Source organism: Pseudoalteromonas sp. P1-30, assembly GCF_001400005.1.
In the GTDB taxonomy this organism is placed as follows: domain Bacteria; phylum Pseudomonadota; class Gammaproteobacteria; order Enterobacterales; family Alteromonadaceae; genus Pseudoalteromonas; species Pseudoalteromonas atlantica.
In genome coordinates this window covers 271,964-295,025 of record NZ_LKBC01000001.1, presented here as the reverse complement: position 1 = coordinate 295,025, position 23,062 = coordinate 271,964, and the positions used below count along the sequence as shown (strand labels likewise).

Sequence of the window (23,062 nt, the reverse complement as noted above, 5' to 3'; positions counted from 1 at the left end):
CAATAAAACGTACCTCAGCATAACAATTTTTAAAGCAGATACTGGCCGTTTTCGGCACTCATCTGCTTTTAAAAAAGTATTATACCAACCCACTTAATTAAGCGTTTTAGTATCACTATTGCTCTGCAAAATCGAGCAAGTCTTGGCCTGCTAGGCGGTAGATTATCCATTCGTTTTGGGCTTTTGCCCCAATGCTATTATAAAAATCTATAGCGGGTTGATTCCAATCCAGTACTACCCACTCAAAACGTCCACAGTCGTTTTTTATGGCTTTATTAGCAAGGTGTTTCATTATTAGTTTGCCCGCACCATTGCCACGGCTATCGGGGCTTACGTATAAATCTTCTAGATATAAGCCATTTTTACCCAGCCAGGTAGAGTAATTATAAAAATACACCGCAAAGCCAATAGGCTCATCATCTTCAAGGCAAATAACACTGTGTGCTGTTGCCCCCTCACTAAACAGCGTTTTTATAATTGCCTGCTCATCTGTTTTTACTGCATCGGGTTCTTTTTCGTAAATGGCCAGTTCGGTAATAAACTGTAAAATGGTTGGCGCATCGCTTTTTTTAGCATCGCGTATTTGTATTTGCTTACTCATGTTATTAATCCTAAAAGTACTGCTCTATTTTTTCTTTTAAAATATCAAGCTGAATGGGTTTAGTTAAGTAGTCATCCATACCGGCATTAATACAACGCTCTTTATCTGAGTCCATTGCATTGGCGGTTAGGGCAATTATTTTTATTGCTTTGTGCTCATCCCCTGCCATACCGTCTCGTATATTAGCCGTGGCGTCAAAGCCATCCATTACCGGCATTTGGCAATCCATTAACACTAAATCAAAATACCCCTCGTTATGCTCGCTTAAGGTATTTATGGCTTCTTGACCATTTTGCGCCAGTATTACTTCGCAATTTAGCTTTTTAAGCATCAGTGTAGAAACATGCTGATTAACGGGGTTATCCTCAACTAATAAAATTTTTGCAGGTGTGTCTGATTTTTCTTTTCTGAGTGACGAAATATACCCTGGGGTCACCAAAGGAAGGGGCTCGGTGCTGTCTGAACTTGTAATAACCGATAACGCAGAAATTAAATCGGCGGTTGTAACCGGCTTAGGAAAATAAGCCTGAAAACCAATTTTTGAGTAGCGCTGAGCGCCTTCCATACCTGCAATACTGGTCATCATTACTAATGGCATGGCTTTATAGTCATCATGTGCTTTAAGCACTTTACACAGCTCCATTCCATCCATTTCTGGCATTTGCATGTCTAGCACGGCAATATCAAACATAGGCTGATCATTTTCTATGCGCTGTGCACATAGTTCAAGCGCCTGTTTTGCACTACTAGCAAGCGTAACATTAGCCCCCCAATGCCCTAATTGCTGAGAGATAACTAAGCGGTTTGTCTCGTTATCATCAACCACTAGTACATTTAACGAACTCATATTGATATTAGGGATATTACGTTCTTTTTCGATGCCTTCAGCCACTTGCATGGTTGCAGTAAATTCGCTGCCTTTGCCAGGTTCGCTCGCCAGTGAAATTTTACCATTCATTAGCTCACATAACTGTTTACATATTGCAAGCCCCAGACCCGTGCCTCCGTATTCTCGCGTGGTTGATGCATCCACTTGCGAAAAAGGGGTAAATAATTGCTGTTGTTTTGCTTCGGTTATGCCTATTCCTGAGTCTTTTACTTTTATATTTAGCAGTAGGTTTTGGTCAGTTTTTTCTATAGATGCACTCACCACCACTTCACCCTGACTGGTAAATTTAACCGCATTACTAATTAAGTTGGTTACCACTTGGCGTATGCGCCCGGGGTCGCCCATTAAATGTGAAGGCTCCAAGGAGACTAAATCTAAAATAATCTCAATGCCTTTTTCTTGTGCGGTAAAGGCCTGTGCCTCGGCTATTTCGCCAATTAAGTCGCGTGCATTAAAATGTATATGCTCAAGCTCAACTTTGCCTGCTTCCGCCTTAGAAAAATCTAAAATATCGTTAATAACGCCAAGTAAAGAATGAGCACTGCTTTTAGCAATAGCGACCTTTTTTTCTATTGGTTTACTTAATGGCTCTAACTCTACCAGCTCTAACATGCCTAATACGCCATTCATCGGTGTACGAATTTCGTGGCTCATAGTTGCCAAAAACTGGCTTTTTGCTATAGCAGCATCTTGTGCTTGCACTAAAGCAACCTTTAGCTTTTCAGCGGTTTCTTTACGCTTTTGCGAGACCAAGGTACTACCGACTAACGTAGCCAAAGAGCGCAAGTAGGTTTCTTCGCCTTGCGTCCAAATGTGTTTAACCCCTACAGTTTCTGCGCATAAAATACCTAAATTTCCATCGCCTGATGAAATAACCGCATCCAGCATTGACTGAATATTTAATGGTTGAGTATAACTTTGCGTAAATTCAATGGTTGCTTTATGCGTATATACATCTTCAATTGCCACTAGGTTTTGCTCAAAAACAGCCTCATAGTAACTTGGAAAATTAGCCTTTTTAAGAACGCCGTCAAAATCTACAAAACCATCTTGTCGAGTATATAAACCATGGCACGCCATTTCGTCGCACTGTTTGTTAAATATCCAAATCGAGGCACGCTCAACATTTAATACCTCTACCATCGACTTTATCGTCAGCTTTTTAACTTGCGCAACGTCGCTGTTTTGTACCTCAGGCGAAACCGTTAATGACGCTAAATTTTTGTTATAGGCGTTTGCTTTTTCGCTTTCTAACTCTAGGCGTTTATGTGCATCAATACTTTGGAACGAGCCAAAGACACGCACACATTTGCCGTCTTTAAATTCCGCCTGCCCCATCGACTTAACCCAGCGCTCTTTACCGGTATAAGTTAAAATTATCAGCTCAACACTCCAGCTTTCGCCTAAAGTCACCGCACATTCAAACAACGTACTAATTTTATCGCGGTGCTCTCCTGGCTTATAAAAGTTAATGGCTGTATCAATGTTAGGTTCAAACCCGTCGGGAACTTCGTGTATGACTTTTACTTCGTCTGACCAATACATGGTTTGGTTTTCAAGGTTTATTTCCCATGCGCCAATTTGGCCTTGTTTACTCATTGCCTCAAGCAGGTTTTGTTGGCGGGTAATTTCTACTTGAGTATTATGGCGCTCAGTAATGTCTAAAATAAAGCCATCTAAATAAAGAACTTCGTTGTCATCGCCATAAATTGCTTGGCCTTTTTCGTGTACCCAACGAATACTGCCATCATTTCTTTTTACTCTGTATTCAATAGACCAAGGCAGCTTTTGTGCAATACAGGTACTTACCTGCAGCTCAACATCTTGATCGCCATCGTGGATAATAGCGGCGAAGCTCAGTGTTTTATTATTAATAAAGTCATCAGGCGTATAGCCTGTTATGTCTTTTACTTGGTCACTCATGTACAACATGGTCCAGGCTTTATCGAACTTACATCGATAAATAACCCCTGGAATATTTTCCACCAAAGAAGCAAAGCGATCGCGGCTATACTGTAGCTCAGACTCTATTTGCTTGCGCTCGGTAATATCTAAATGTGTTCCAATCATACGACGAGGCGACCCATCTAGGTTCCAGTCGACTACTTTTGCAGTATCAAGTACCCAAACCCAGTGGCCATCTTTGTGTTTCATTCGCGCTTCGCTGACATAGTAATCAGTGTCACCATTAAAGTGCGCTTTTAACTTTTGCTCTGAAATAACCAAATCATCGGGGTGTGCAAACTTATACCAAGTATTAATAGTGGTAGGTTCTAACTCGCTGAGTTTATAGCCTATTATTTCTGCCCAGCGATTATTAAAAGTCACTTTGCTGGTATCTATAAACCAATCCCATATTCCTACGGCGGTGGTATCTATGACTAACTGAAGTTGGGTTTTGTGCTGCTCAAGTTCAAGCTCTTGTAATTTTAATGGCGTGACATCAGTACGAATGGCTATATAGCTTTGCGGTTTACCGTGCTCATCAAAAAATGGCGCTATGGTGGTGTCTACCCAATAAAAGCCACCATGTTTTGCTTTATTACATATTTGGCCGTTCCATACTTCACCCCGTTTAAGGGTTTTATACATGCTTTTAAAAAAGCCTTTGTCGTGCCTTCCTGAATTAAGTAAACGGTGATTTTGACCTATAAGCTCATGTTCTTCATAGCCGCTAATTTCACAAAACTTCTTATTTACAAAGGTGATGGTGCCCGCTAAATCTGTTACCGCTACAATGGCATGCTCATCAAGGGCACTTTTTTGCTCATCCAATTGTTTAAACGCAGTTTGCAAAGCAGAGCGCTGCTTTTGCAATATGCTCTGCTGCTCTTCTTTAAATGCCACCATTTTTTGAAGATCTACTGATAACCTATTTAACTCGTGGCTATCAGTTAAAGTAGGCACCTTTACTTTCTCGCCATCGGTAATTCGGGCCATTACTGAGGTAAGCTGAATTAAAGGCTTAGATAAGCGCCGACTAAACCACCACGCTGCGCATAAAATGAGAAGTAAAGAAACTGCATTTGTAAAAATAGCCAGCTGCTTATAATAAGTAGAGTCTTTGAGCATAATATGCAAAGGTTTTGCTGCTAAAAGTTGCCACCCTTGCACACCTAAAAAATTTAAATCACTAATATATGCATGGTATGTCGTGCCGTTGGCACTGGCGTAATCAAACACTTGCTTACTGGTGAGTGCCGTTTGCGAAAAAACAGGCGCCTCATCTGCATTTGTTACTGAAGAGCGCTCTATTTTATTATTATGTAGTACAAAAAAACTCACTTCGTTGTGCATGTTGTGAATGGTGTTTAAGCTTTTTAAAAGGCCATTAATATTTACTTCTGTGAGAATTACACCCTCTAGTTGTTGCGCCGCATTAAGCAAAGGCATAGCCATAATATTAAACTGTTTGCCATTTAACATAACAGAGCCAAAAGCGGCGGGCGTTGAGCTATTAACCGAATTTATAAGCGTACTAAGCTCACCTTTGTTTATCTGCCCGTAAGGCGAGATAGTGGGCAGCTTAAGTGCCGATGCAGCGATAATTTCTATACTGTTTACAAAGTCATATTGATTAACAAAATGATTTATTAATTTGCTTTGTTCAAGCGGGAAGTTAGAAAGCTGATTTTTAAAGGTATATAAATCAGTAAGGTGATCATCAAACCATAAATTAGCAAACTCTGAGGCGATAGAGCTTAATTCATGAAGCTCTGCATTTGCATTTTTTTGCAAGGTATTATTAACGTGCTGTAAGCTAAACCAGGTCAGCAAACAAAGTGGAACAATAGCAATAACTAAAAAAGTAATGATCAGCTTACTACGCACAGACTGAGCTGTGCCATTTAGCAGCCCATACTTTTTTCCTTCAACCATGCTATATATCCAATAACTGTAATTGTATTATTTATTACCTATATTAATGCACTAAAACCTAAAAGACGCAAGTTTTAGCCCGCAAAGCGTTTAAAATACATCACATAATTACAGTTTAAACATCAATAAGTTGCAATTAAAATTTACACGTAAAAATAAGCAAGAACGCAAACCGTGCATATTTTAATTTTTAGCTGGTATTTATTTCATTATTATAAAAATTAAAGCGCATTACTCATACGAACTTTTACTGACTTAAAGCCACTCAATTTTTAAACTTTATTTAAGGGTCTAAAGCTTAGCGTGTTGTTCGCGGTTTTATATACAGTAGTTTGATTACACAAAGGGTCACATTTTATAAATTGATAAACACCTGTTCTATCACTTACAATCACTGTAACTGTTTATTATAGAGATTACTTTTGAAAATCTGGTTACGTCGAATTCACTTATACCTTGCCTTACTAAGTGGCCTTTTTTTGTTAATACTCAGTATTAGCGGCGCCATTTTACTCTATGCAAATGACATACAATATTATATTCAGCCCGATAAATGGCAGGTAGAACCACAAACCAAAACGCTTAGCCACGCAGAGTTAATCCGCGCAGTACAGCAGCAAACAGATAAAAAAATCACCCGCTTTATGCCCCTTAGTAATCCTAATGCCAGCTGGCAATTTAGATTAGGTGATGGCAGTAACGCCAGTGTGAACCCGTATACAGGCAAAGTAATTTTTCAATACCAAACAAATGACACGCTGTATGGTTTTACCCTTGCTTTGCATCGCTGGCTATTATTTGAAACAGCCTCTGGTGAAAAACCACTAAAAAACGTAGTCTCTGTATGCGCCCTATTATTAATAATAAATGCGTTAGTGGGTTTTTATTTATGGATTAAGCCTAAAAACCGCCTAAAACGACTGGCGATTAAACCTAAAGCCAAAATTAAAGTACTTATGTATCAGCTACACACCGTGCTTGGTGTTTATGTTTTATTACCGCTATTGCTTATAGCCTTTACAGGTATCACCTTTAATTGGAAAAGCGCGACCAAAACATTAGTAGAAACCGTGGCATTTTCTCAAGTACAAAATAGGCCTAAAGCGCCAAAAGTGATAGCAAAATCAACAGCAAGTATTAACTACGACCAAGCAATAAATAAAGCCCTTGATGTATTTCCTGATGGGATTTTGTATCGTATTTACTTACCTAAAAAACACAATGACCCAATCGCTTTACGCCTACAAAACCCAGGAGAAAGCCATGCTTATAGCTGGGTGTGGGTAAATCCATACAACGCTAAAGTGCTTAGCGCGTATGATGCCAGTAAAGCAAATGCAGTCACCCATGTATGGAACTTTAAATATGTGTTTCATACTGGCGCATTTGCAGGGCCGATTGTAAAATTTGTATGGCTTTTAGTATCACTGTCGTTAGCATTTTTTATACTCAGTGGTGTTTATTTATGGTGCAAACGGCATAAGTGGGTATAACATTACCCTTTAAATGAAAATGCAAAACTGTACATAAACCAAGCAATAACGCAAACTTAAATAAGAATCAAAACCAATTGTAAATTAATGATTTTTATAGAAAAACTTGCAAAATACGCAAATTTAACTACACTGTGCACAATTAAAATAGTTAAGGTGATTTATCATGAAAGGTAATCAAAAAGTAATCGATGCATTTAATACTTTGCTAGCCAATGAGTTAGCCGCAATTGACCAGTATTTTATTCATTCACGCATGTATGATGACTGGGGTTTAGATAAATTATATGTACGCCTTAACCATGAAATGGAAGAAGAAAAAGATCATGCTGATTGGCTAATCAAACGCATCTTGTTTTTAGAAGGCGTGCCTAACATGACTAAACGCCGTGACCTTTTAATTGGTAACGATGTAAAAAGCATGATGCAAAACGATTTAACACTAGAGCTTGAAGTAGTTGCATGTGTTAAAGAGGTAATTGCTATTTGTGAAGAGCAGCAAGATTATCAGTCTCGCGAAGTGTTAGAAAAGCTATTATTTGATACCGAGGAAGATCACGTTTATTGGTTAGAGCAACAACTTGGTCTAATTGATAAAATTGGTACGCAAAACTACCACCAAGCACAAATGGGCGAGTAAGGAGCATAAAGTATGAAAGGCGATAAAGACGTTATAGCAGCTTTAAATAAAGTACTCGCTAATGAGCTTGTGGGTATTAACCAATACTTTTTGCATGCCCGCATGTTTAAAGATTTTGGTTTTAGCCAGCTTGATAAAGCAGACTACAAAGTTTCAATTCAAAAAATGAAAAACGCCGATCGTTTAATCGAACGTATTTTATTTTTAGAAGGCTTACCTAACTTACAAGACCTAGGCCGTTTACGTATTGGCGAAAACAGCGAAGAAATGATTGCCGCAAATATGAGCTTTGAGCTTGATACAATTGATGATTTGCGCAGTGCAATTAAATTAGCTGAAAACAAAAAAGATTATATTAGCCGTGAAGCACTCGACAATATTTTGAACGAGCAGGAAGAACAAATTGACTGGCTAGAAACCCAACAATTACTTATTCAAAATACGGGGCTTGAAAATTACTTACAGTCTCAACTTTAAGGTAAATTTAGGTCATAAAAAAAGCAGCTTTATAAGCTGCTTTTTTTGTATCTGAATTTTGTAATAACGAATTAAGCGACTTGATCGGTAATATCTGCAATCTCAATAAGTTTGCGATTTAGGATCTTTTTAGTACAACAACAACACTTACCGCATTGGCTGCCTACTTTAAGCTCTTTAGTTAATTCACGCATGGTAGTTGCACCATCGTCAATTGTCTGCTCAATTTTTTTATCGGTCACCCCGTGACAAAGACAAATATACATGAATACAAACTACTCTCAATTTCATTTAGTAGGTGCATATTAATCTAAACAATAATGGTTATCAATTGTTTGTGAGATAAAAATTAGTTATTTTTCAAAAAATGATCAGTGCCACTTAAATCGAGAATTCACGGCACGTTGAGAAGTTATTGATTTATAACTAAACATGGCACTTAAATTGAGATTTATTAACTTAATTACACTCTAAAAATAAAGAAATCGCTTGAAAACGTCTATTAAAGTAAGTGATTTGAAGTGATAATTTGCCTACCTATTATACGAAAGCTAATCGGGTTTACTTCGAGGTAGAGTTTATTTAGGCCGATGCTTTCAGAGGAGCGACAGCGCATCTTTATTTTTCATTACATAAAGAACTTGTATTCATGGGCAGTTATAGCCGTGGATTGCATCACTCAATAATTACCGGCGGTCTGCTCTGTGCCAATTGCAGACAGTGGTAACGCCCAAATTTAGCGCGGAAAGCAGCGCAGCGGCTTGACGTCGCAGCCCAGACTTTTTGCTGGTGATAAAATTTGTTTGTTATACGCCATCAATAAAGCCTAGTAATGCACTAATAGAGCTAAAAAACAGAGGCTTGTTATCATGTGGTACGTTATGGCCCGTTTTATTAGTAACCATATGGATAGAATTTGCATTATTGATGATCATTGACTGGTGCAAATCCCGCCAGATCTTTTTACCCTGCACACTATGCCCAATCCACCAGTCACTTTCATTTAATTTTGATGAAGTGACTATAACTACAGGAATTTTATTGGCAATATCGTCATCAGCAATCATTTTCTGATGATAAATTTCCTGTAGGAGATCCCATTCAGGCTGGTTATTCATCATTCCGTTTAATTTAGTAGTATCGCGTTTCGCCCACGTTGCGTCGTATTTATTTAATTCACTATCAAACAACTCATGACTTGGATCGATCAACAGTAACCCTTTTACCCGCTCGGGATAAGCAGCAGCAAATGCTCTGACATGCAAGCCACCAAAGGAGTGACCAATTAAAATTAGATTTTCTTTTGCGTTAATAGTCGAAAGCAGTTTTTCGAGTCGTTGATTTGAACTAGCTAAACTAACGTCTTTGACAACCTGAGATTTTCCATTCCCAGCACGAGAATATATAACTGCTCTGATATTTAATTTTGAAAGGTCTGTTAATAACGGGTGCCAGTAAGCTAAGCCCATTCCGATACCTGATTCAATCACCAAAGTTTTGCTTCCAGCACCGATATCGATGTATTCCATTTGAATGCCATCAATAACTAAGAATCTTGGTTCCTGAGTTCCCGCAATGACTGGACTGGCATATAAGACAAATAAAAAAAATGTTAATCGAAAAATCAAGCGCAACTCCTGTGCGTATAACGAGGCTGGAGGATAAGTTTAACAGCCAAAATGGGTAAAAACGAGCTCCTGTAATCGTTCCTCAGCACTTTTTCGGCATTAGGAAATACATTTGAAACCCATAAACGGGCTTATTTTCTTTAAAAGGAGTAATTCTAACGCCCCACACCCAAATTATGCGCTGCCGAAGGTGATCTGCATTTATTTGTAAGGAATTTATAGCGACTCTACACTTTCTCTCCATTTTTTGAAGGAAAACCTATCATTATATTCAATTCGTTTAGCTACTGCTCTAGGGCTTCGGCCTAAATACTGAGAAATCTCACTTGCTGTCATCTCAAATTCAACAACCATCACTCTTAGTTTTTCCAAGTCGATAGTACTCCAAGGTTTACCGTTATTTCTATATTTTAGAGCAGCCTTCTCTCTGACTTCTACTCTTTGCTTCCTAGAAATTTCCCTGACAGTAAGAACATCTTGGAGTTGAATCTTAGCTAAAGAAAAAGCGGTTGGCGGAGTTGTAGACTTATTAATATTTTTGATTACAATTTTAGAAGCATCATCAAGATCAGGCAAACAATCAAAATCAATATTTATTTTTCTGACTTTGGTATTTTCAATCTTACCCAAAATACTAATATCATTTAGATTAAAAAAACCTCTCAAGTCGAAAGTTTTTATTATTCTACTCTGAATTAAACTTTCTATTATAGTTGCTTTTTCGTATGTGTAGTTTGAAAGAGGAAGTGCCCAGACACATAAGTTTGGAAGGTATTTATTATGTAATATTTGTTCCCATTCATTCGAAAACTTTTGATTTGATGACAGTAAATTTTTTGGTTCAATTGATGTGATAGTTGTTGATGCCCAAATTTTTTTAATATTTGCTAAATTTTTGTATTCTTTAATATGGTTATGAACAAGATATGAAGACATCAAGCTATACACATCTTCTGACTCATCTACGTTGTAGATCGTTCTGTTACCTCGAAGATAACCTTCGTAGTGTTCACTCATTCTTATACCAACATTTACACTAACACCAACATAAACTATTCGGTTTAATGCACCTTTATGGACTATCAAATAAATTCCACTACAACCAGAGCTTTTCGCTTCTTTAAGTGAACCAAGACATTTCCATTTCATAACATGTTGATTCCTCGATTGATGCCTAACACTTTAGTATTTATGCAGCACGCAGTTTGTGTTGCATAATCACTTGAACAACTTTATAAGAGAACATTTTTCTTATTTTAACGCGAAAACGTCCATATTGTATGGACTTATATTCTTAGCGAATAGTGTAAGCCACTGCCAACTATAAATATTATGCTTACTGTAGCTTATTTAAACATTTATAAAAGAGGAAAGTATTCACTTATTTTTACTAAGTTAATGACGACTCACCTGACTGACTGATTATCGCTCTTTGACGAAGTTCGGCTCTGTGCCAGCGGACCTTCAATCGTAGCTCGTTTTTGCCCCAAAATGAGTTAACGTAATTACTCTATAGGTCAGCTTTGAGCGATCAGATACAGTGTTATTCATCTAATGCAATTGGCTCTACTCCATATTCAAGAAAATGAGCGACGATCGCATTTTCTTTTTCTGAGTACCTTTATTTTCAATAAAATATTATAGTTGGAAATGTTTTACGTTATTTGTTAATAATAGATTTATTAATACATGAGCGTGACATCGGCAGAAAGGTGCGCGATGCCCGCACTATAAAATTGTTAGTGTTCACAAGGAGGTCACGTGAAGGTCAGCAAGTCATTATCATCTCTCCATGAGTTGTTAAAAACAAAAGAAGAACAATCGAAGCAATTCACTAAAGATGACATTCTTAATGCAACAGGGTGGAAAATTGCAACTTTCAGAACATATTGGAATAAAGGTCAATTAGCTGATTTTATAAGTGAAGTTAGCAAAGGTTTTTTTGAAGCGTCCAACTGTATTGATATATCAGAAATTGAATTTGCAAAGCTGCTTTCTCAGAGTAAACATAGAAGAGGTTTAGGTCATAATTGTAAATCTAAGCTTGCTAAAGCACTACTAAGTAAGTCGAAAGACAATATGTTATTAGCTCTTGAATTATATAACAGACCATCTTTAGAAAATCGAATGGATGCATTTGTAATGTGTTTTTGCACTGCTTGGGAACAATTTTTAAAAGCAGTACTTATTGAGAAAGATGGTGAAAATAGTATTTTTCGCAAGGCTGGTAAAAAAGGGCTAAAAGAAACTATTTCCCTGCGCGATTGTTTAGAAAAAGTTTACCCACTAAAATCAAACATTAGAAAAAATATCGAACAGATAGCGTATTTAAGAGATCAAGCTGTGCATCTTTTAATGCCTGAAATACAAGGCATTATGTCTAGAGTCTTTCAGTCTGGTGTTTTAAATTACACTTCAAAATTTGAAGAGTTTACGGAGATATCATTTTTAAATAACAGCCATGCAGGAATGATCTCTCTTGTTGGAGAGTTTAAATCGCCACCAGTATCAATTATGAAATCGACTTACGGTGATATCGCAAATGAAATTATCGAACTTGCAACTTCAGTACAAACTGATGTTGAAAATAGTGATGATATAGAATTTGCTATCCCACTCAATGTGAAATTAGTATTTGCTACAGATGGAGAAGATGGCAGCACAATTGCGATAGCAAGAGCTGATGAAGGTATTGAGGGCTTAAAAAAAGCACTAGTAATAGAAAAACCGGTCGATCGTTCTAAATCTCATCCATTATTGCAAAAAGATGCAATTAACGAAATCAATCTTAGGCTTCAAGAGCGATTTGATAACGCTAAACTAAAGAAACATTTAGTTAAAAGTTGCAAAAATACGGGGATGCCAATCATTAACCCTAATTGCTTTGCGGCAATTTTATCTAAAAACAATTGGAAGTCATCGGATAACAAGTTTCACTATAAAAATAAGAATCCAGAAATACATTATTATTCTCTAGATCTAGTAGAAGAGTTTATTAAAAAAATAATGGAACAAGAAAGTTATTTGAGTGCAACAAAGTCATGGCACAATAAGCGCAAATGAACACTAACAAGTCAATTCAGCAGGACAAAAAACGTGTTGAGGCGAATGCCTCAAAAGAGCGAGAAGCAGACGTCCAGACAAACTCGTTTTTGGACAAAAACGATTTAGAACTAAGGCGTGCTTTGTGCCAATAGCGAAAACTGGCCACTTAATTCAAAAAAACAGCAATGATACGATAGCAGACTTTCCTAAGTAGATAAAAGCACTGGTGTTTTTATCATAACGTTTGTCGATTTCCTTTTAAGGCTGTATGTAAACTAAGCCACCATAGAGACTTTAATTTAAAGCCCCAGTAGAAACTAATACTTCACTTTAGAATTCATTGCTCTAAGATGTATAATCCTAATCTCAGGATGAAATAAGGCAATACGTTTTCTATTATTATGAAAAATCTATTATCCATCCGTTCCTATAGCACAAAGCCAGTTCGTCATTCACATCAATTTAATCAGTTGGTTCTACCTTTACGTGGTGTCATAAATATATCTGTTGGTGATTTTAATGGTAAAGTTGCTCCTAGTGAATGTGTTGTAGTTAAAGCCAGCGAAGAGCACTTGTTCACCGCAAACACTGAAGCTAGGTTTGTAGTCGCAGATATGAAAAATCTTCCGCTAAATATTTCATCTTCACAATGTATTGTTTTTGCAATTAACTCACCTCTTAGAAGTTACTTAACTTTTATCGAAAACCAACTAGAAAACAAAGTTAATGCCCAATTAGAACAGGCGATGTTCGAAATGTTCAGCCTATTGCTTGCAGAGCAACCTTTATTACCAAAAGTAGATAACCGCATTGGAGCAGCAATATCCTTCATAGAGAAAAATATTGCAGCGCAGCTTCAAATTAAATGTTTAGCTGAATCTGCTTTCCTGAGTGAGACACAGTTTAAGAAACTATTTAAACAACAAACAGGTATGACCGTGATGAAGTACGTAACAAAACTTCGAATGGAAAAAGCCCAAGCCTTACTTACACATACAGATTACCCGCTACCATTTATTGGTGAAAAAGTAGGTTATAAAGAACCTTCAGCCTTTAGCAGAAAATTCTCACAATACTTTGGTCTATCACCAATTAAATTCAAAAAGTAAACTTAGTCGGAATTGATAACGATTGCGTCTTAATTGTTAAAAATACTCTACATAATTAGCATACTATTTCTGTATTGAAGTTATTATAAATAGGTCTTATTATGGAAAATCATCACGGAAGTTTTAAAGGTGTTATGGCGATTATTGTTGCTAGTTTCTTGTGGGGGACAACTGGTACTGCTGCAAGCTACTCACCAGATGTAAGCTCTTTGGCTATTGGTGCATTCTCTATGGGGATAGGAGGAGTGTTGCTTGTAATCACAGCTCGAAAAAAGCTACTTATAGATTATAAGCTGATGCTCGAACAGCCTGTAGTATTTCTTTTAGGTGCCGTTTCTGTCGCTATTTACCCATTAGTATTCTATACCTCAATGCGTTTATCAGGTGTTGCCATTGGTACTGTAGTATCTATAGCCACTGCACCTTTTTTTGCCGCAATCCTTGAGCGTCTTATTAGTAAAAAGGACATTTCATTGCAATGGATGTTGAGCTTTGTCATTGGTGCTATAGGTATTGCTCTGTTAACTTTAGGTAAAGACCAGAGCAATAATGCTTACAGTATTAATCAACAAGGTTTGGGGATTCTTTTAGGTTGTATTGCTGGTTTAACTTATGCAGGTTATTCATGGTCAGCAAGGCGTTTAATTGAAAGTGGCATTCAATCAAAATCGTCCATGTCTGGGCTATTCGGTTGTGCTGCACTATTGTTACTTCCATCATTATGGTTTACGGGTGATAACTTATTTTCAAGCTCAACTAATGCTTTCGTATCTTTGTATATGGCAATAATTCCAATGTTTTTAGGATATTTATTATTTGGTTTTGGCTTGAATTATATAGATGCAAGTAAAGCGACATTAATCACCTTAATTGAACCGTTAGTTGCAACTGTTTTAGCTATAGTCATTATTGGTGAAAAATTTAAAGTAATTGGTTGGATAGGCGTAGCTTTAGTATCACTATGCCTATTGATACAAACAATCAAACCTCAAAAAAAAATTAAGATTAGCCATCAAAAAATATAGTTATACAGCACTAAATATTCTCTTGAATTTGCAAATGCCTAATGTCCGCAATTGGCTAGCCGCTGTCGCTAAAACCTTAACAGCCAACGTCCGTAGTTTGCTCTTTTGCGGCATTCGTCTAAACACGTTTTGGGGCAGAAACGAGTTTGGACTTCCCAGCTTTCACTAAACACCGGCTTATAATCTTAAAGTACAAAGCGGAAGTAAACTTCCGATTTGTAAGCCTATATTGCTATATTTCAGAAGCAAACTTCCGTTTTTAGGGCTTCAAAGGTAGTTATCGGAAATATACTTCTGTTTTTTGATAGCGTTAACCTAGATAACTATATGAGCAACCTTTCGGGGTCTTATTTGAGCGATCAGCAGACGTTGAGGTTGGCTAAAAATCGTAGTTACTTGGTTGGTCAAACTGCTCTTTGCGCGTATATTCATGAAAATAAGCGACGCGCGCATATTGTTCTATTAAACTTTACTTTAAAGCTTTAAAAAACTTAGTGGTAGTAATGCTTTATGTTATTTGTTAAAACTAAATAAAGTAGATAAATGAGCGTTAAGTCGGCAGAAATATGCGCGATGAGCGCACTATTAAATTGTTAGGCATCTTGAGGAGAATCGGCGTTGCTCGATAAAATGTTGAATATTTTATTAAATGAAGATGAGCTTGGTGCAGTTGTAAGAGCACATATCCTTATTGAGCAATATGTAGATCATTTTTTATCGCTAGTCGTCCCTAATCATGACTACCTAGATAAGATGAGTATAGATTTTTCTAATAAAGTAAAACTTGCAGTTGCAATGGGTTTAGATGAAGAAATATATAAACCTATAAATTCTATAACAAGTATAAGAAACAAATTTGCTCATAGAGCTAATTTCAAACTCGATTCATCGGATGTTAAAAGTTTTTATGATAGTTTTGTAGCAGAGGATCGTGAAGGCATTCAGGACATTATTTCTAATAACCCAGACCGACCTGCTGGACTAGCTGAAAAATATTCGCGGTTATTTATCAAAGAAAAACTAGTAGTAATGGTGATATTTCTTGCCATACGTATTGAGAGTGAAGTCAAATTCGAACTCGATTATGCATTAGAGAAGATAGACGATAGTAAAGATGAAATCGATGCCTAACAAGTCGCTCAAAGTGGACGCAAAACAGTTGGCTTGCGCTCATTCTTCGCTAATTTTAGCCAACTATTTGTGCGCCCGTTAGCGAGGCGTTAGCCTTTAAAATATTGTTAAGGAGTGTCAATAATGGCAGAGATTGAAATTAAATTAGAGCGAGCTAATGTTGAAGAGCTCTTTTCACGTTATAAAGACATAATCGGTAAAGATTTTCCTAGTTATCGAAACCATGTATATCGCACTATAACTTACGCTATGCATTTTCTAGGTAATGACCCCAAATTGGAACGTTTAGTGGAAACCATTTTTGTTTATCATGATATAGGACTATGGACAGATCATGAATTGGCATATTTAGAGCCATCGGAAACCGTTGCGTTAGAAGATAATCAAAAGTATGAGTGGGGGTTAGACCCTGAGGTTCTTCGAGGTGGTATTCATTGGCACCATAAAATTTTTTCTTATAAAGGGCAACATCAAAATATTATCGAAGCCTGCCGTAAGGCTGACTGGATTGATGCATCTAAGGGACTTATTCGCAAAGGCCTTAATAAATCGGCTATAAAAGAAGTCGAATTAGCATTTCCAAATTTAGGTTTTCATAACACATTGCTACGTCTTGCAAAAGATTATGGTGGTTCCACATTGATGGGCGGTATAAAAGTTACCCGTGGCATCGTAAAATGGTAGTAAAATTAAAGGCTAACAAGTGACTATGGTTACGACTGTCCGCTGTTGGCACATAGCCCCCTTCGGATATAAAGTATTTTATCCACTAAACACATACTCCAAACCACTATAAAGTGTAATTTATATCTTGCTCTTTTTTAAAGTTTGGTAAATGGCTCTAGGTGGAGTTAGCTAATTTACTACCAGATGAAGTTAACTGTAGTGAAAACCCTAAGAAGTTAAGTCTATTTTGAAAGGGGATTGCTTTTTATCCATTCTTTCAAGTGGTCAATGAAGTTCCTAACTATTATCGATTGGTTTTTCCTAGACGGATATAATAGATTAATTGAAATTGATGGGTCACACTCCCAATCTTCTAAAATAACCTTTAAGCGCCCTTTTTCAACACGTTCTTTAATATGCCAATCTGACAAGAGTGCAATACCATGATCTAATTCCACCATACCCAAAACGCTGTCCCCTAAGCTAGAAGAAAAGCTGGGGTTTAACTTAACTGTTTTTCGTTCACTTTCTCTAATGAATGACCAGTTAGTTTCATTCCCAACGGTTAATAAACTATGATCAGTTAAATATTCAGGTGATTGTGGTACTCCTTTTTTTTCTAAATAACTCGGCGTTGCACATAATATTCTCTTTGTATCAGATAGCTTTTGACCAATTAATGATGAATCTCGCGAAGGGCCATGTCTAATTGCCAAATCAACACCTTGTTCAGTTAAATTAACTAAACTATCTGTAGAAATGATTTCAATATTAACTTGCGGGTAACTTTCTAAAAAGCTGCTAATCACAGGTAATAAATAGCTTTGCGTAAAAGAAGCTGACGCAGTTATTTTTATTTTTCCTTTTAACGTATTTGTTGGGTCGAGGTCATGTTCAATCTCATCGCTAATACTTAAAAGTCTTTGCGCATGGTTATATAGCTTCTCACCCGTAAATGTCGGACTAAGGGTCCGTGTTGTTCTATAAAATAATTTAGCACTCAGTCTGTTTTCGAGCGCTATCAACCTTTTACTCACTGCTGCAGCCGTTAGGTTGTGAGCATCAGCAGCCATTCGAATAGATTTAAGTTCAAAAATCGTACTGAATATCTTTAGTTCTTCTATTGAATCAATCAAATTATCAACCTTTTGGAATTAATCATTAAACTTTTAGTGTGTTTTTGGTTGTTAATTATGTTGATAACATCACTTTCGTCAATAACAAAGAGGAAATTATTATGAAAGCAATAGCTATTAATGGTCATGGTGACGTTAATGTTTTACATGAAATCGAAGTTGATGCGCCAAAACCAAAACGCGGTCACGTCGTAATAGATGTAAAAGCGACAAGTGTTAACCCTGTTGATACTAAAATCCGTCAAGGCAGTGAAGGCACTGCTGGTATGACTTATCCAGCAATCCTTCACATGGATGTATCGGGCGTAATCAGTGAAGTAGGTGAAGGTGTAACTAACTTTAAAATTGGTGATGAAGTATACGGTTGTGTCGGCGGTATCGTTGGCATTCCGGGTACTCTTGCAGATAAGGTTGAAGCTGACGCTGTATTATTAGCACATAAACCTAAAACGCTTAGTTTTGGTGAGGCGGCTAGCTTGCCTTTAGTAGCAATTACAGCATGGGAAGCAATTATTGGTCGAGCTGAAATCCAGCCGAGCGATAGAGTGTTGGTTCATGGTGGTACAGGTGGCGTAGGCCACATTGGTCTTCAGCTTGCAAAAGCACTAGGTGCACATGTTACAACGACTGTTGCAGATGAAGCTCGCGCAGAAACTGCAAAACAATTAGGCGCAGATGAAACGGTTCTATTCCCTACAGAAGAGCCAAAGGAATATGTTGAACGACTAACCAATGGTCAAGGCTTCGATACGGTATTTGATACAGTGGGCGGGCCCGTTTTACAAAACTCATTAATCGCTGCAAAACTGAAGGGGCATGTTATCTCTACAATTGGTTATGCTGATTATAACTTAACTGAAATGCACTTTAAGGCTCTTAGGTTAGATCTTGTATTTATGGCGATTTCGATTATTCACAATATCGATAGAGATACTCACGGTGACATTCTACGCCGACTTGCTGGGCTTGTAGATAAAGGCCAAGTTAAACCTTTGATTGATAGTGTTTTCCCTTTCACTTTGGATGGAGTTAAAGCTGCTCACTCTCGTCTAGAGTCAGGGTTAGCCACAGGTAAAGTCGTAATCGAGCGTTAAATTTCTGCTATTTAATTAAAGGCTGTGTAAGCAGCCTTATAAACCAAGATAAAGGTTCAAAATGGACAATGAAGTAATGGTCGTTGTGGATATTCTATGTGAAACACAACATTACAGCACCGTATTAAATGCAATTTATGAATGTTCGAGTGACAGTATTCTTGAAGATGGATGCGAGCGTTATGATGTTTTCCCTGATGTTAATGGGTCACAAAGAATCACATTAATTGAAATGTGGCGTGACATAGATACTTTAGAGCAACATAAGACACTGTCGCATTATCTTCAATTACAAACGTCTTTAGAAGGTAGAGTGCTATCAGTCGTTATTAAAACAGCTCGTGTGTTTTAAGGCTTGTGATAAATGAAATATCACCGCATATCAGATATTAAAACATCACTAAGATTTTGCTATGAGGGTCTTGGGTTGAAAGTTCTAAAAAGGAAAGACTACTTTGGAGCAAAGTTTTCTCTTATCTTTTAGCTGCACAAGGTGATGAAAGCGCTCAAATTGAACTTACTTATAACTTGGAGCCTGAGTATCTAAATACAGGAAGAAACCTCGGTCATATAGCCTACAGAGTTGAAAATATATACGAGACATGCGCTCACTTACAGGAACTAGGCATTGAAGTAAATCGATTTCCTCAAGACGGTCAAATGGTTTTTTTACGCTCTGCGGATAATATTTCCGTCGAGTTGTTACATATGGTGAGCCGCTACCAAAAACTGAGACTTGAGCTTCAATGCCTAACAATGAAAGTTTGTAGCATATTTTACAAGTAACCGACAAATCGGTTGGTTTAATTTATATGAGAAAGATAGTATGAAAATTTTATTATTAATGACACTAGTTTTCGCGGCTCCAAGTTTTGCTGCGGATAAAATCCTTTTCGTACTGACTAGCCACAATAAAATGGGTTCGTTAGATATGAAAACTGGCTTTTGGTTAGGTGAGTTAACACATCCTTATTACGTCCTTGCTGATGCAGGCTTTGGAGTTGATGTTGCTAGTATTGATGGTGGAATGGCCCCAATAGACCCTAAAAGTCTAGATTTTTCAGATGAAAACAATGCTAGGTTTATAAATGATAAAAAGCTCATGGCTTCAATTATAAATACTAAAGCGATTGAAGATGTAAACAGTGAAGATTATCAAGCAGTAGTTTATGTAGGCGGTCACGGTACCATGTGGGACTTCTCGAACAATGAACGTATCAATAAATTAACTGTTTCAATATATGAGCGAGGCGGTATTGTAAGCGCGATTTGTCATGGCCCAGCAGCTCTTACAGACGTAAAGCTTAGTAACGGACAATACCTCGTTAAAGGAAAAAAATTAGCTGCATTTACTAACGAGGAAGAGTCAAATGTAGGGCTAACAGAAGTTGTTCCTTTCTCACTACAGGATACATTAATGTCCAAAGGTGCAAAGCACATTTATGGTGCTGCATGGACGGTAAACGTTGTGAATGATAGGCGAGTTATTACTGGTCAAAACCCGCAATCAGCTCGTAAAGTGGGCGAAGAGATTCTAACTGGATTAAAAGGCATCAAATAGGCATTTAATGTCAGACACTTATCAATTCAAGGTTTTTAAGTGAATTTCAATAAAGAATGGGTAGTAGTACATAGTGAAAAATATCTTAATTTTAAATGGCGGTAAATGTTTCGCTCACTCTAAAGGTGAGCTTAACAATTCGCTCACAGCCTTTGCTGAAAACTTCTTTGTACAAAGTAACTGTAATGTTCGTAACACAACTATTGATAAAGGATATGATGTCGATGAAGAAATTTCTAAATGGCTGTGGGCTGACTTGGTAATCTTTCAGATGCCCGCATGGTGGATGGGGCCTCCTTGGACTGTGAAAAAGTACATGGATGAGGTGTTTACCAAAGGGCACGGTAAGTTATATGAAAGCGACGGTAGGTCTAGAAGTGATATTTCAAAGCAGTATGGATCTGGAGGCTTACTTCACGGTAAAAAATACATGCTTTCTGTCACGTGGAATGCCCCAGTAAATGCGTTCATTGATAGTGAGCAGTTTTTTGAGGGGACTGGGGTAGATGGTGTGTATTTACCCGTGCATAAAGCAAATCAGTTTTTAGGAATGAAGCCACTAGAAACTTTTGTTTGTAGCGATGTTATGAAAAATCCCCAAATAAAAGCCGATATGGAGCGATATAAACTACATTTAGGGGCAGCACTTAAGATCTGATTTAGCATTGTTAAGTATTTGTATATAGCTCTACTCTATGGACCTTATGCCTCATAAAAACACCTTGTTCTTACGTACATGGTGTTTTACCTAGATAGTCAGCTGATTACAGCTCTGTTGAAGGTTACCAATGGGCGCCCAATAACTTTCAGAAAGAGTAAAAGAAGTTTTTGCTTTAAAAAAACGTGGGGTGTAAGCGAGTGCTATGTGAATGACCGCTCATGGCACATATGCGACTCTCAGATTTGATCAAAACTAAAAACCAAACCTGACAGATTAAGTTAAGACTTATTCATGTGATGCTGTTCAATGAATAAAATATGCACTTATCTTTTTAAGCAAAAATGCTGACTAAATCACTATTAAAAGAAAGTCCGCTTAAGCTATTTTCATTAACCAGAGATTTAAACTCAGCATTGCAATAAAGTGCGGTCCCACCCTGCATGCATGATTTAAAGACAAGGTTTTTGCCTGATTTAAATGATAAGGATTTGAGACCATCCTCAATACCATTCAGGTAAGCCTTTTCAGTTAGAGTTTTGTCTTCTTCTTCGAAAACGAGAGGATTAAATAAAATTAGCTCTTTATCACACCTAAGTGGTATAAATTCCCCGTAAACTTGCAGATAGTTCCCTAGGGCAATATACGCTTTTTGGTTCAAAACAAGGTAATTCGTAAATAAGTTTACGTCGTAGGCTTGCTTTAAAGCTTCTTTTTCAACTTTGCAGCTAAATCCGTTTTTGACTATATCCGCTATTTTAGTTTTGCCGCTAGGAAAACCAATCTTGGCTAATATTACAGCTTCTTTATAACTGAGGTTATTTTCTTCGGCAATTTGGTCTGCCATCGATACGATATCTAGGTCAATTATATCGTATGTTCTATCTGGTTTGTGCAATTTATAAATATCGAGTTCCTTTCCCATAAGTAATCCTTTGTGAAGTAATATTTGTGCTTATTAAAGATTAATGAAGCCAGAATATCAACTCCTTCGGCAACGCAAGCAGAACCTCATTGGATATTAGCCAAATTTTATTAGGCTGGATTACTAAAGGAGTGCGCATTAGTTATACCTATACTCTATTCATTTATTAGCTTTTACTGTATTCATTTATTAGCTTTTAATGTATTCATTTATTAGCTTTTAATGTAAAACTAGCAACATTTACATAATACAGATTCTCATCTTTGCCTACCAAAGCCCCTAGGTATCTACCGTAATGTAGAGCTCATGACCTTTAAAAGTAAAATAGACAGATTAGAAGGCGATAATCGCCTTATTTATCTTCCATAATATCTTTAAGTGCAATGCGCTTTAGCTTAGTACCATCGCGATACCCTTTTACTAACAATTCATCTAATACAGCACCAGTGTAGAAGGTATAGCCATTTTCTTCATCAACGGGAAGCTCATAAACAGAGCCTGATATTTGAGGCCAAATCCAATAATTCCCACAGGCTGATAAGTGGGGTAGAACCATTGAACCTGAGCTTACTCTCCATTCATCATCATTTTTCCACGAACAAAACAACACATAGCAAGGTTTGCTATCAATAGTTTGAAACGTTAAAACAACCCACCCCTCTGGCTTGTGTTTCATATATCACTCCATCTTGTTTATAAAAAAATTTAAGCCTCCATTAACCTTAACCTAATAAGCGAGAACACCACCTCTTTTTTCTTAAAAAAACACAAAAATAATGAAGCATATATGAACCCAGGATTAATTTTATTGGCACTTTGTTGAATTTTAAAACCAGATTCAAAGAAGATACCTAAGAGGTCAGACCAGTTAACCCTTCTCTATTTTTGCGATATCTGCAATCATAGCGACTGCCTTTTGAAAAGCATCAACCTTGCTGGGGCTAGGTGTGAAATTTTAAATTTAAGCTTTTAGGAGCAGCACTGAATATTACTTTCGCTTTGGGTGTTTTACTTGAACATAACAACGTCATGTTAAACACAAACATAAAATCGGTTTGGATAAGGTAAAAACAACTCGAGAAACCTTCACAGTACTTTAAAGATA

20 protein-coding genes and 1 pseudogene are annotated in these 23,062 nt (G+C 37.1%); 13 read left to right on the top strand and 8 right to left on the bottom strand.

Translation table 11 applies throughout. From position 1 onward, the window contains the following. Positions 1-115: 115 nt before the first annotated feature. Both AN395_RS01280 and AN395_RS01275 read right to left on the bottom strand, forming a co-directional pair. On the bottom strand, positions 116-601 hold the full coding sequence (locus tag AN395_RS01280) for a GNAT family N-acetyltransferase (RefSeq protein WP_054981801.1): 486 nt from the start codon (positions 599-601) through the stop codon (positions 116-118). Positions 602-611: 10 nt separating this feature from the next. Then, the gene (locus AN395_RS01275) at positions 612-5,369 is read right to left on the bottom strand and encodes a PAS domain-containing protein (RefSeq protein WP_054981800.1); all 4,758 of its coding nucleotides are present in this window, start codon (positions 5,367-5,369) and stop codon (positions 612-614) included. Between the two features lie 422 nt (positions 5,370-5,791). Between AN395_RS01275 and AN395_RS01270 the strand changes: the two genes are divergently transcribed. The 3 genes from AN395_RS01270 (at position 5,792) to bfr (AN395_RS01260) (ending at position 7,979) form a co-directional block, all read left to right on the top strand. Next, positions 5,792-6,862, top strand: coding sequence for a PepSY domain-containing protein (locus AN395_RS01270; RefSeq protein ID WP_054981799.1), 1,071 nt, complete (start codon positions 5,792-5,794; stop codon positions 6,860-6,862). A gap of 166 nt (positions 6,863-7,028) precedes the next feature. Continuing rightward, the gene (bfr, locus tag AN395_RS01265) at positions 7,029-7,502 is read left to right on the top strand and encodes a bacterioferritin (protein ID WP_024031963.1); all 474 of its coding nucleotides are present in this window, start codon (positions 7,029-7,031) and stop codon (positions 7,500-7,502) included. Positions 7,503-7,514: 12 nt separating this feature from the next. After that, the gene (bfr, locus tag AN395_RS01260) at positions 7,515-7,979 is read left to right on the top strand and encodes a bacterioferritin (protein WP_004588793.1); all 465 of its coding nucleotides are present in this window, start codon (positions 7,515-7,517) and stop codon (positions 7,977-7,979) included. A gap of 71 nt (positions 7,980-8,050) precedes the next feature. Here the strand turns inward: bfr (AN395_RS01260) and AN395_RS01255 are convergent, their stop codons facing one another. From AN395_RS01255 to AN395_RS01245, 3 genes are all read right to left on the bottom strand, one after another. Further along, entirely contained in the window at positions 8,051-8,245 is a 195-nt protein-coding gene (locus tag AN395_RS01255) for a (2Fe-2S)-binding protein (protein ID WP_004588794.1), read from the bottom strand. Between the two features lie 540 nt (positions 8,246-8,785). After that, a complete protein-coding gene (locus AN395_RS01250; RefSeq protein WP_054981798.1) occupies positions 8,786-9,607 on the bottom strand; it encodes an alpha/beta fold hydrolase in 822 nt (273 codons plus the stop codon). A gap of 216 nt (positions 9,608-9,823) precedes the next feature. Next, positions 9,824-10,756 (bottom strand): hypothetical protein, encoded by a 933-nt coding sequence (locus AN395_RS01245; RefSeq protein ID WP_054981797.1) that lies wholly within the window; start codon positions 10,754-10,756, stop codon positions 9,824-9,826. Between the two features lie 612 nt (positions 10,757-11,368). On the opposite strand from AN395_RS01245, the gene AN395_RS01240 reads away from it, so the two are divergent. The 5 genes from AN395_RS01240 to AN395_RS01220 all read left to right on the top strand — a co-directional run bounded on the left by AN395_RS01240 (position 11,369) and on the right by AN395_RS01220 (position 16,601). Beyond that, positions 11,369-12,670: a DUF3644 domain-containing protein gene (locus tag AN395_RS01240; protein ID WP_054981796.1), complete on the top strand. Its 1,302-nt coding sequence runs from the start codon at positions 11,369-11,371 to the stop codon at positions 12,668-12,670. Positions 12,671-13,053: 383 nt separating this feature from the next. Next, on the top strand, positions 13,054-13,761 hold the full coding sequence (locus AN395_RS01235) for an AraC family transcriptional regulator (protein ID WP_039485098.1): 708 nt from the start codon (positions 13,054-13,056) through the stop codon (positions 13,759-13,761). A 101-nt stretch (positions 13,762-13,862) separates the two neighbouring features. Further along, the gene (locus tag AN395_RS01230) at positions 13,863-14,786 is read left to right on the top strand and encodes a DMT family transporter (RefSeq protein ID WP_039485102.1); all 924 of its coding nucleotides are present in this window, start codon (positions 13,863-13,865) and stop codon (positions 14,784-14,786) included. Between the two features lie 618 nt (positions 14,787-15,404). Further along, a complete protein-coding gene (locus tag AN395_RS01225) occupies positions 15,405-15,917 on the top strand; it encodes a hypothetical protein (RefSeq protein ID WP_095206595.1) in 513 nt (170 codons plus the stop codon). A 123-nt stretch (positions 15,918-16,040) separates the two neighbouring features. Further along, positions 16,041-16,601 (top strand): hypothetical protein, encoded by a 561-nt coding sequence (locus AN395_RS01220; RefSeq protein ID WP_054981794.1) that lies wholly within the window; start codon positions 16,041-16,043, stop codon positions 16,599-16,601. Between the two features lie 224 nt (positions 16,602-16,825). Here AN395_RS01220 and AN395_RS01215 read toward each other — a convergent pair whose 3' ends face one another. After that, entirely contained in the window at positions 16,826-17,719 is an 894-nt protein-coding gene (locus AN395_RS01215) for a LysR family transcriptional regulator (RefSeq protein WP_054981793.1), read from the bottom strand. 101 nt (positions 17,720-17,820) lie between these two features. Here AN395_RS01215 and AN395_RS01210 point away from each other — a divergent pair, with 101 nt between their 5' ends. From AN395_RS01210 to AN395_RS01195, 5 genes and pseudogenes are all read left to right on the top strand, one after another. Further along, on the top strand, positions 17,821-18,813 hold the full coding sequence (locus tag AN395_RS01210) for a zinc-binding dehydrogenase (protein WP_054981792.1): 993 nt from the start codon (positions 17,821-17,823) through the stop codon (positions 18,811-18,813). Between the two features lie 61 nt (positions 18,814-18,874). Beyond that, a complete protein-coding gene (locus AN395_RS01205; RefSeq protein ID WP_054981791.1) occupies positions 18,875-19,165 on the top strand; it encodes a putative quinol monooxygenase in 291 nt (96 codons plus the stop codon). A 155-nt stretch (positions 19,166-19,320) separates the two neighbouring features. Continuing rightward, a pseudogene (locus AN395_RS19780) lies at positions 19,321-19,599 on the top strand (VOC family protein); the annotation flags it as partial. Between the two features lie 40 nt (positions 19,600-19,639). Next, positions 19,640-20,374: a type 1 glutamine amidotransferase domain-containing protein gene (locus AN395_RS01200; protein ID WP_054981790.1), complete on the top strand. Its 735-nt coding sequence runs from the start codon at positions 19,640-19,642 to the stop codon at positions 20,372-20,374. Between the two features lie 73 nt (positions 20,375-20,447). Further along, a complete protein-coding gene (locus AN395_RS01195) occupies positions 20,448-21,032 on the top strand; it encodes an NAD(P)H-dependent oxidoreductase (RefSeq protein WP_054981789.1) in 585 nt (194 codons plus the stop codon). Between the two features lie 334 nt (positions 21,033-21,366). On the opposite strand, the gene AN395_RS01190 is transcribed toward AN395_RS01195, so the two are convergent. Together AN395_RS01190 and AN395_RS01185 are read right to left on the bottom strand one after the other, a co-directional pair. Then, positions 21,367-21,957, bottom strand: a complete 591-nt coding sequence (locus AN395_RS01190) for a hypothetical protein (protein WP_054981788.1) — start codon at positions 21,955-21,957, stop codon at positions 21,367-21,369. Between the two features lie 352 nt (positions 21,958-22,309). Continuing rightward, positions 22,310-22,633 carry a hypothetical protein gene (locus AN395_RS01185; RefSeq protein WP_054981787.1) on the bottom strand — a complete coding sequence of 108 codons (324 nt, stop codon included), beginning with the start codon at positions 22,631-22,633 and terminating at the stop codon, positions 22,310-22,312. Between the last annotated feature and the right edge of the window lie 429 nt (positions 22,634-23,062).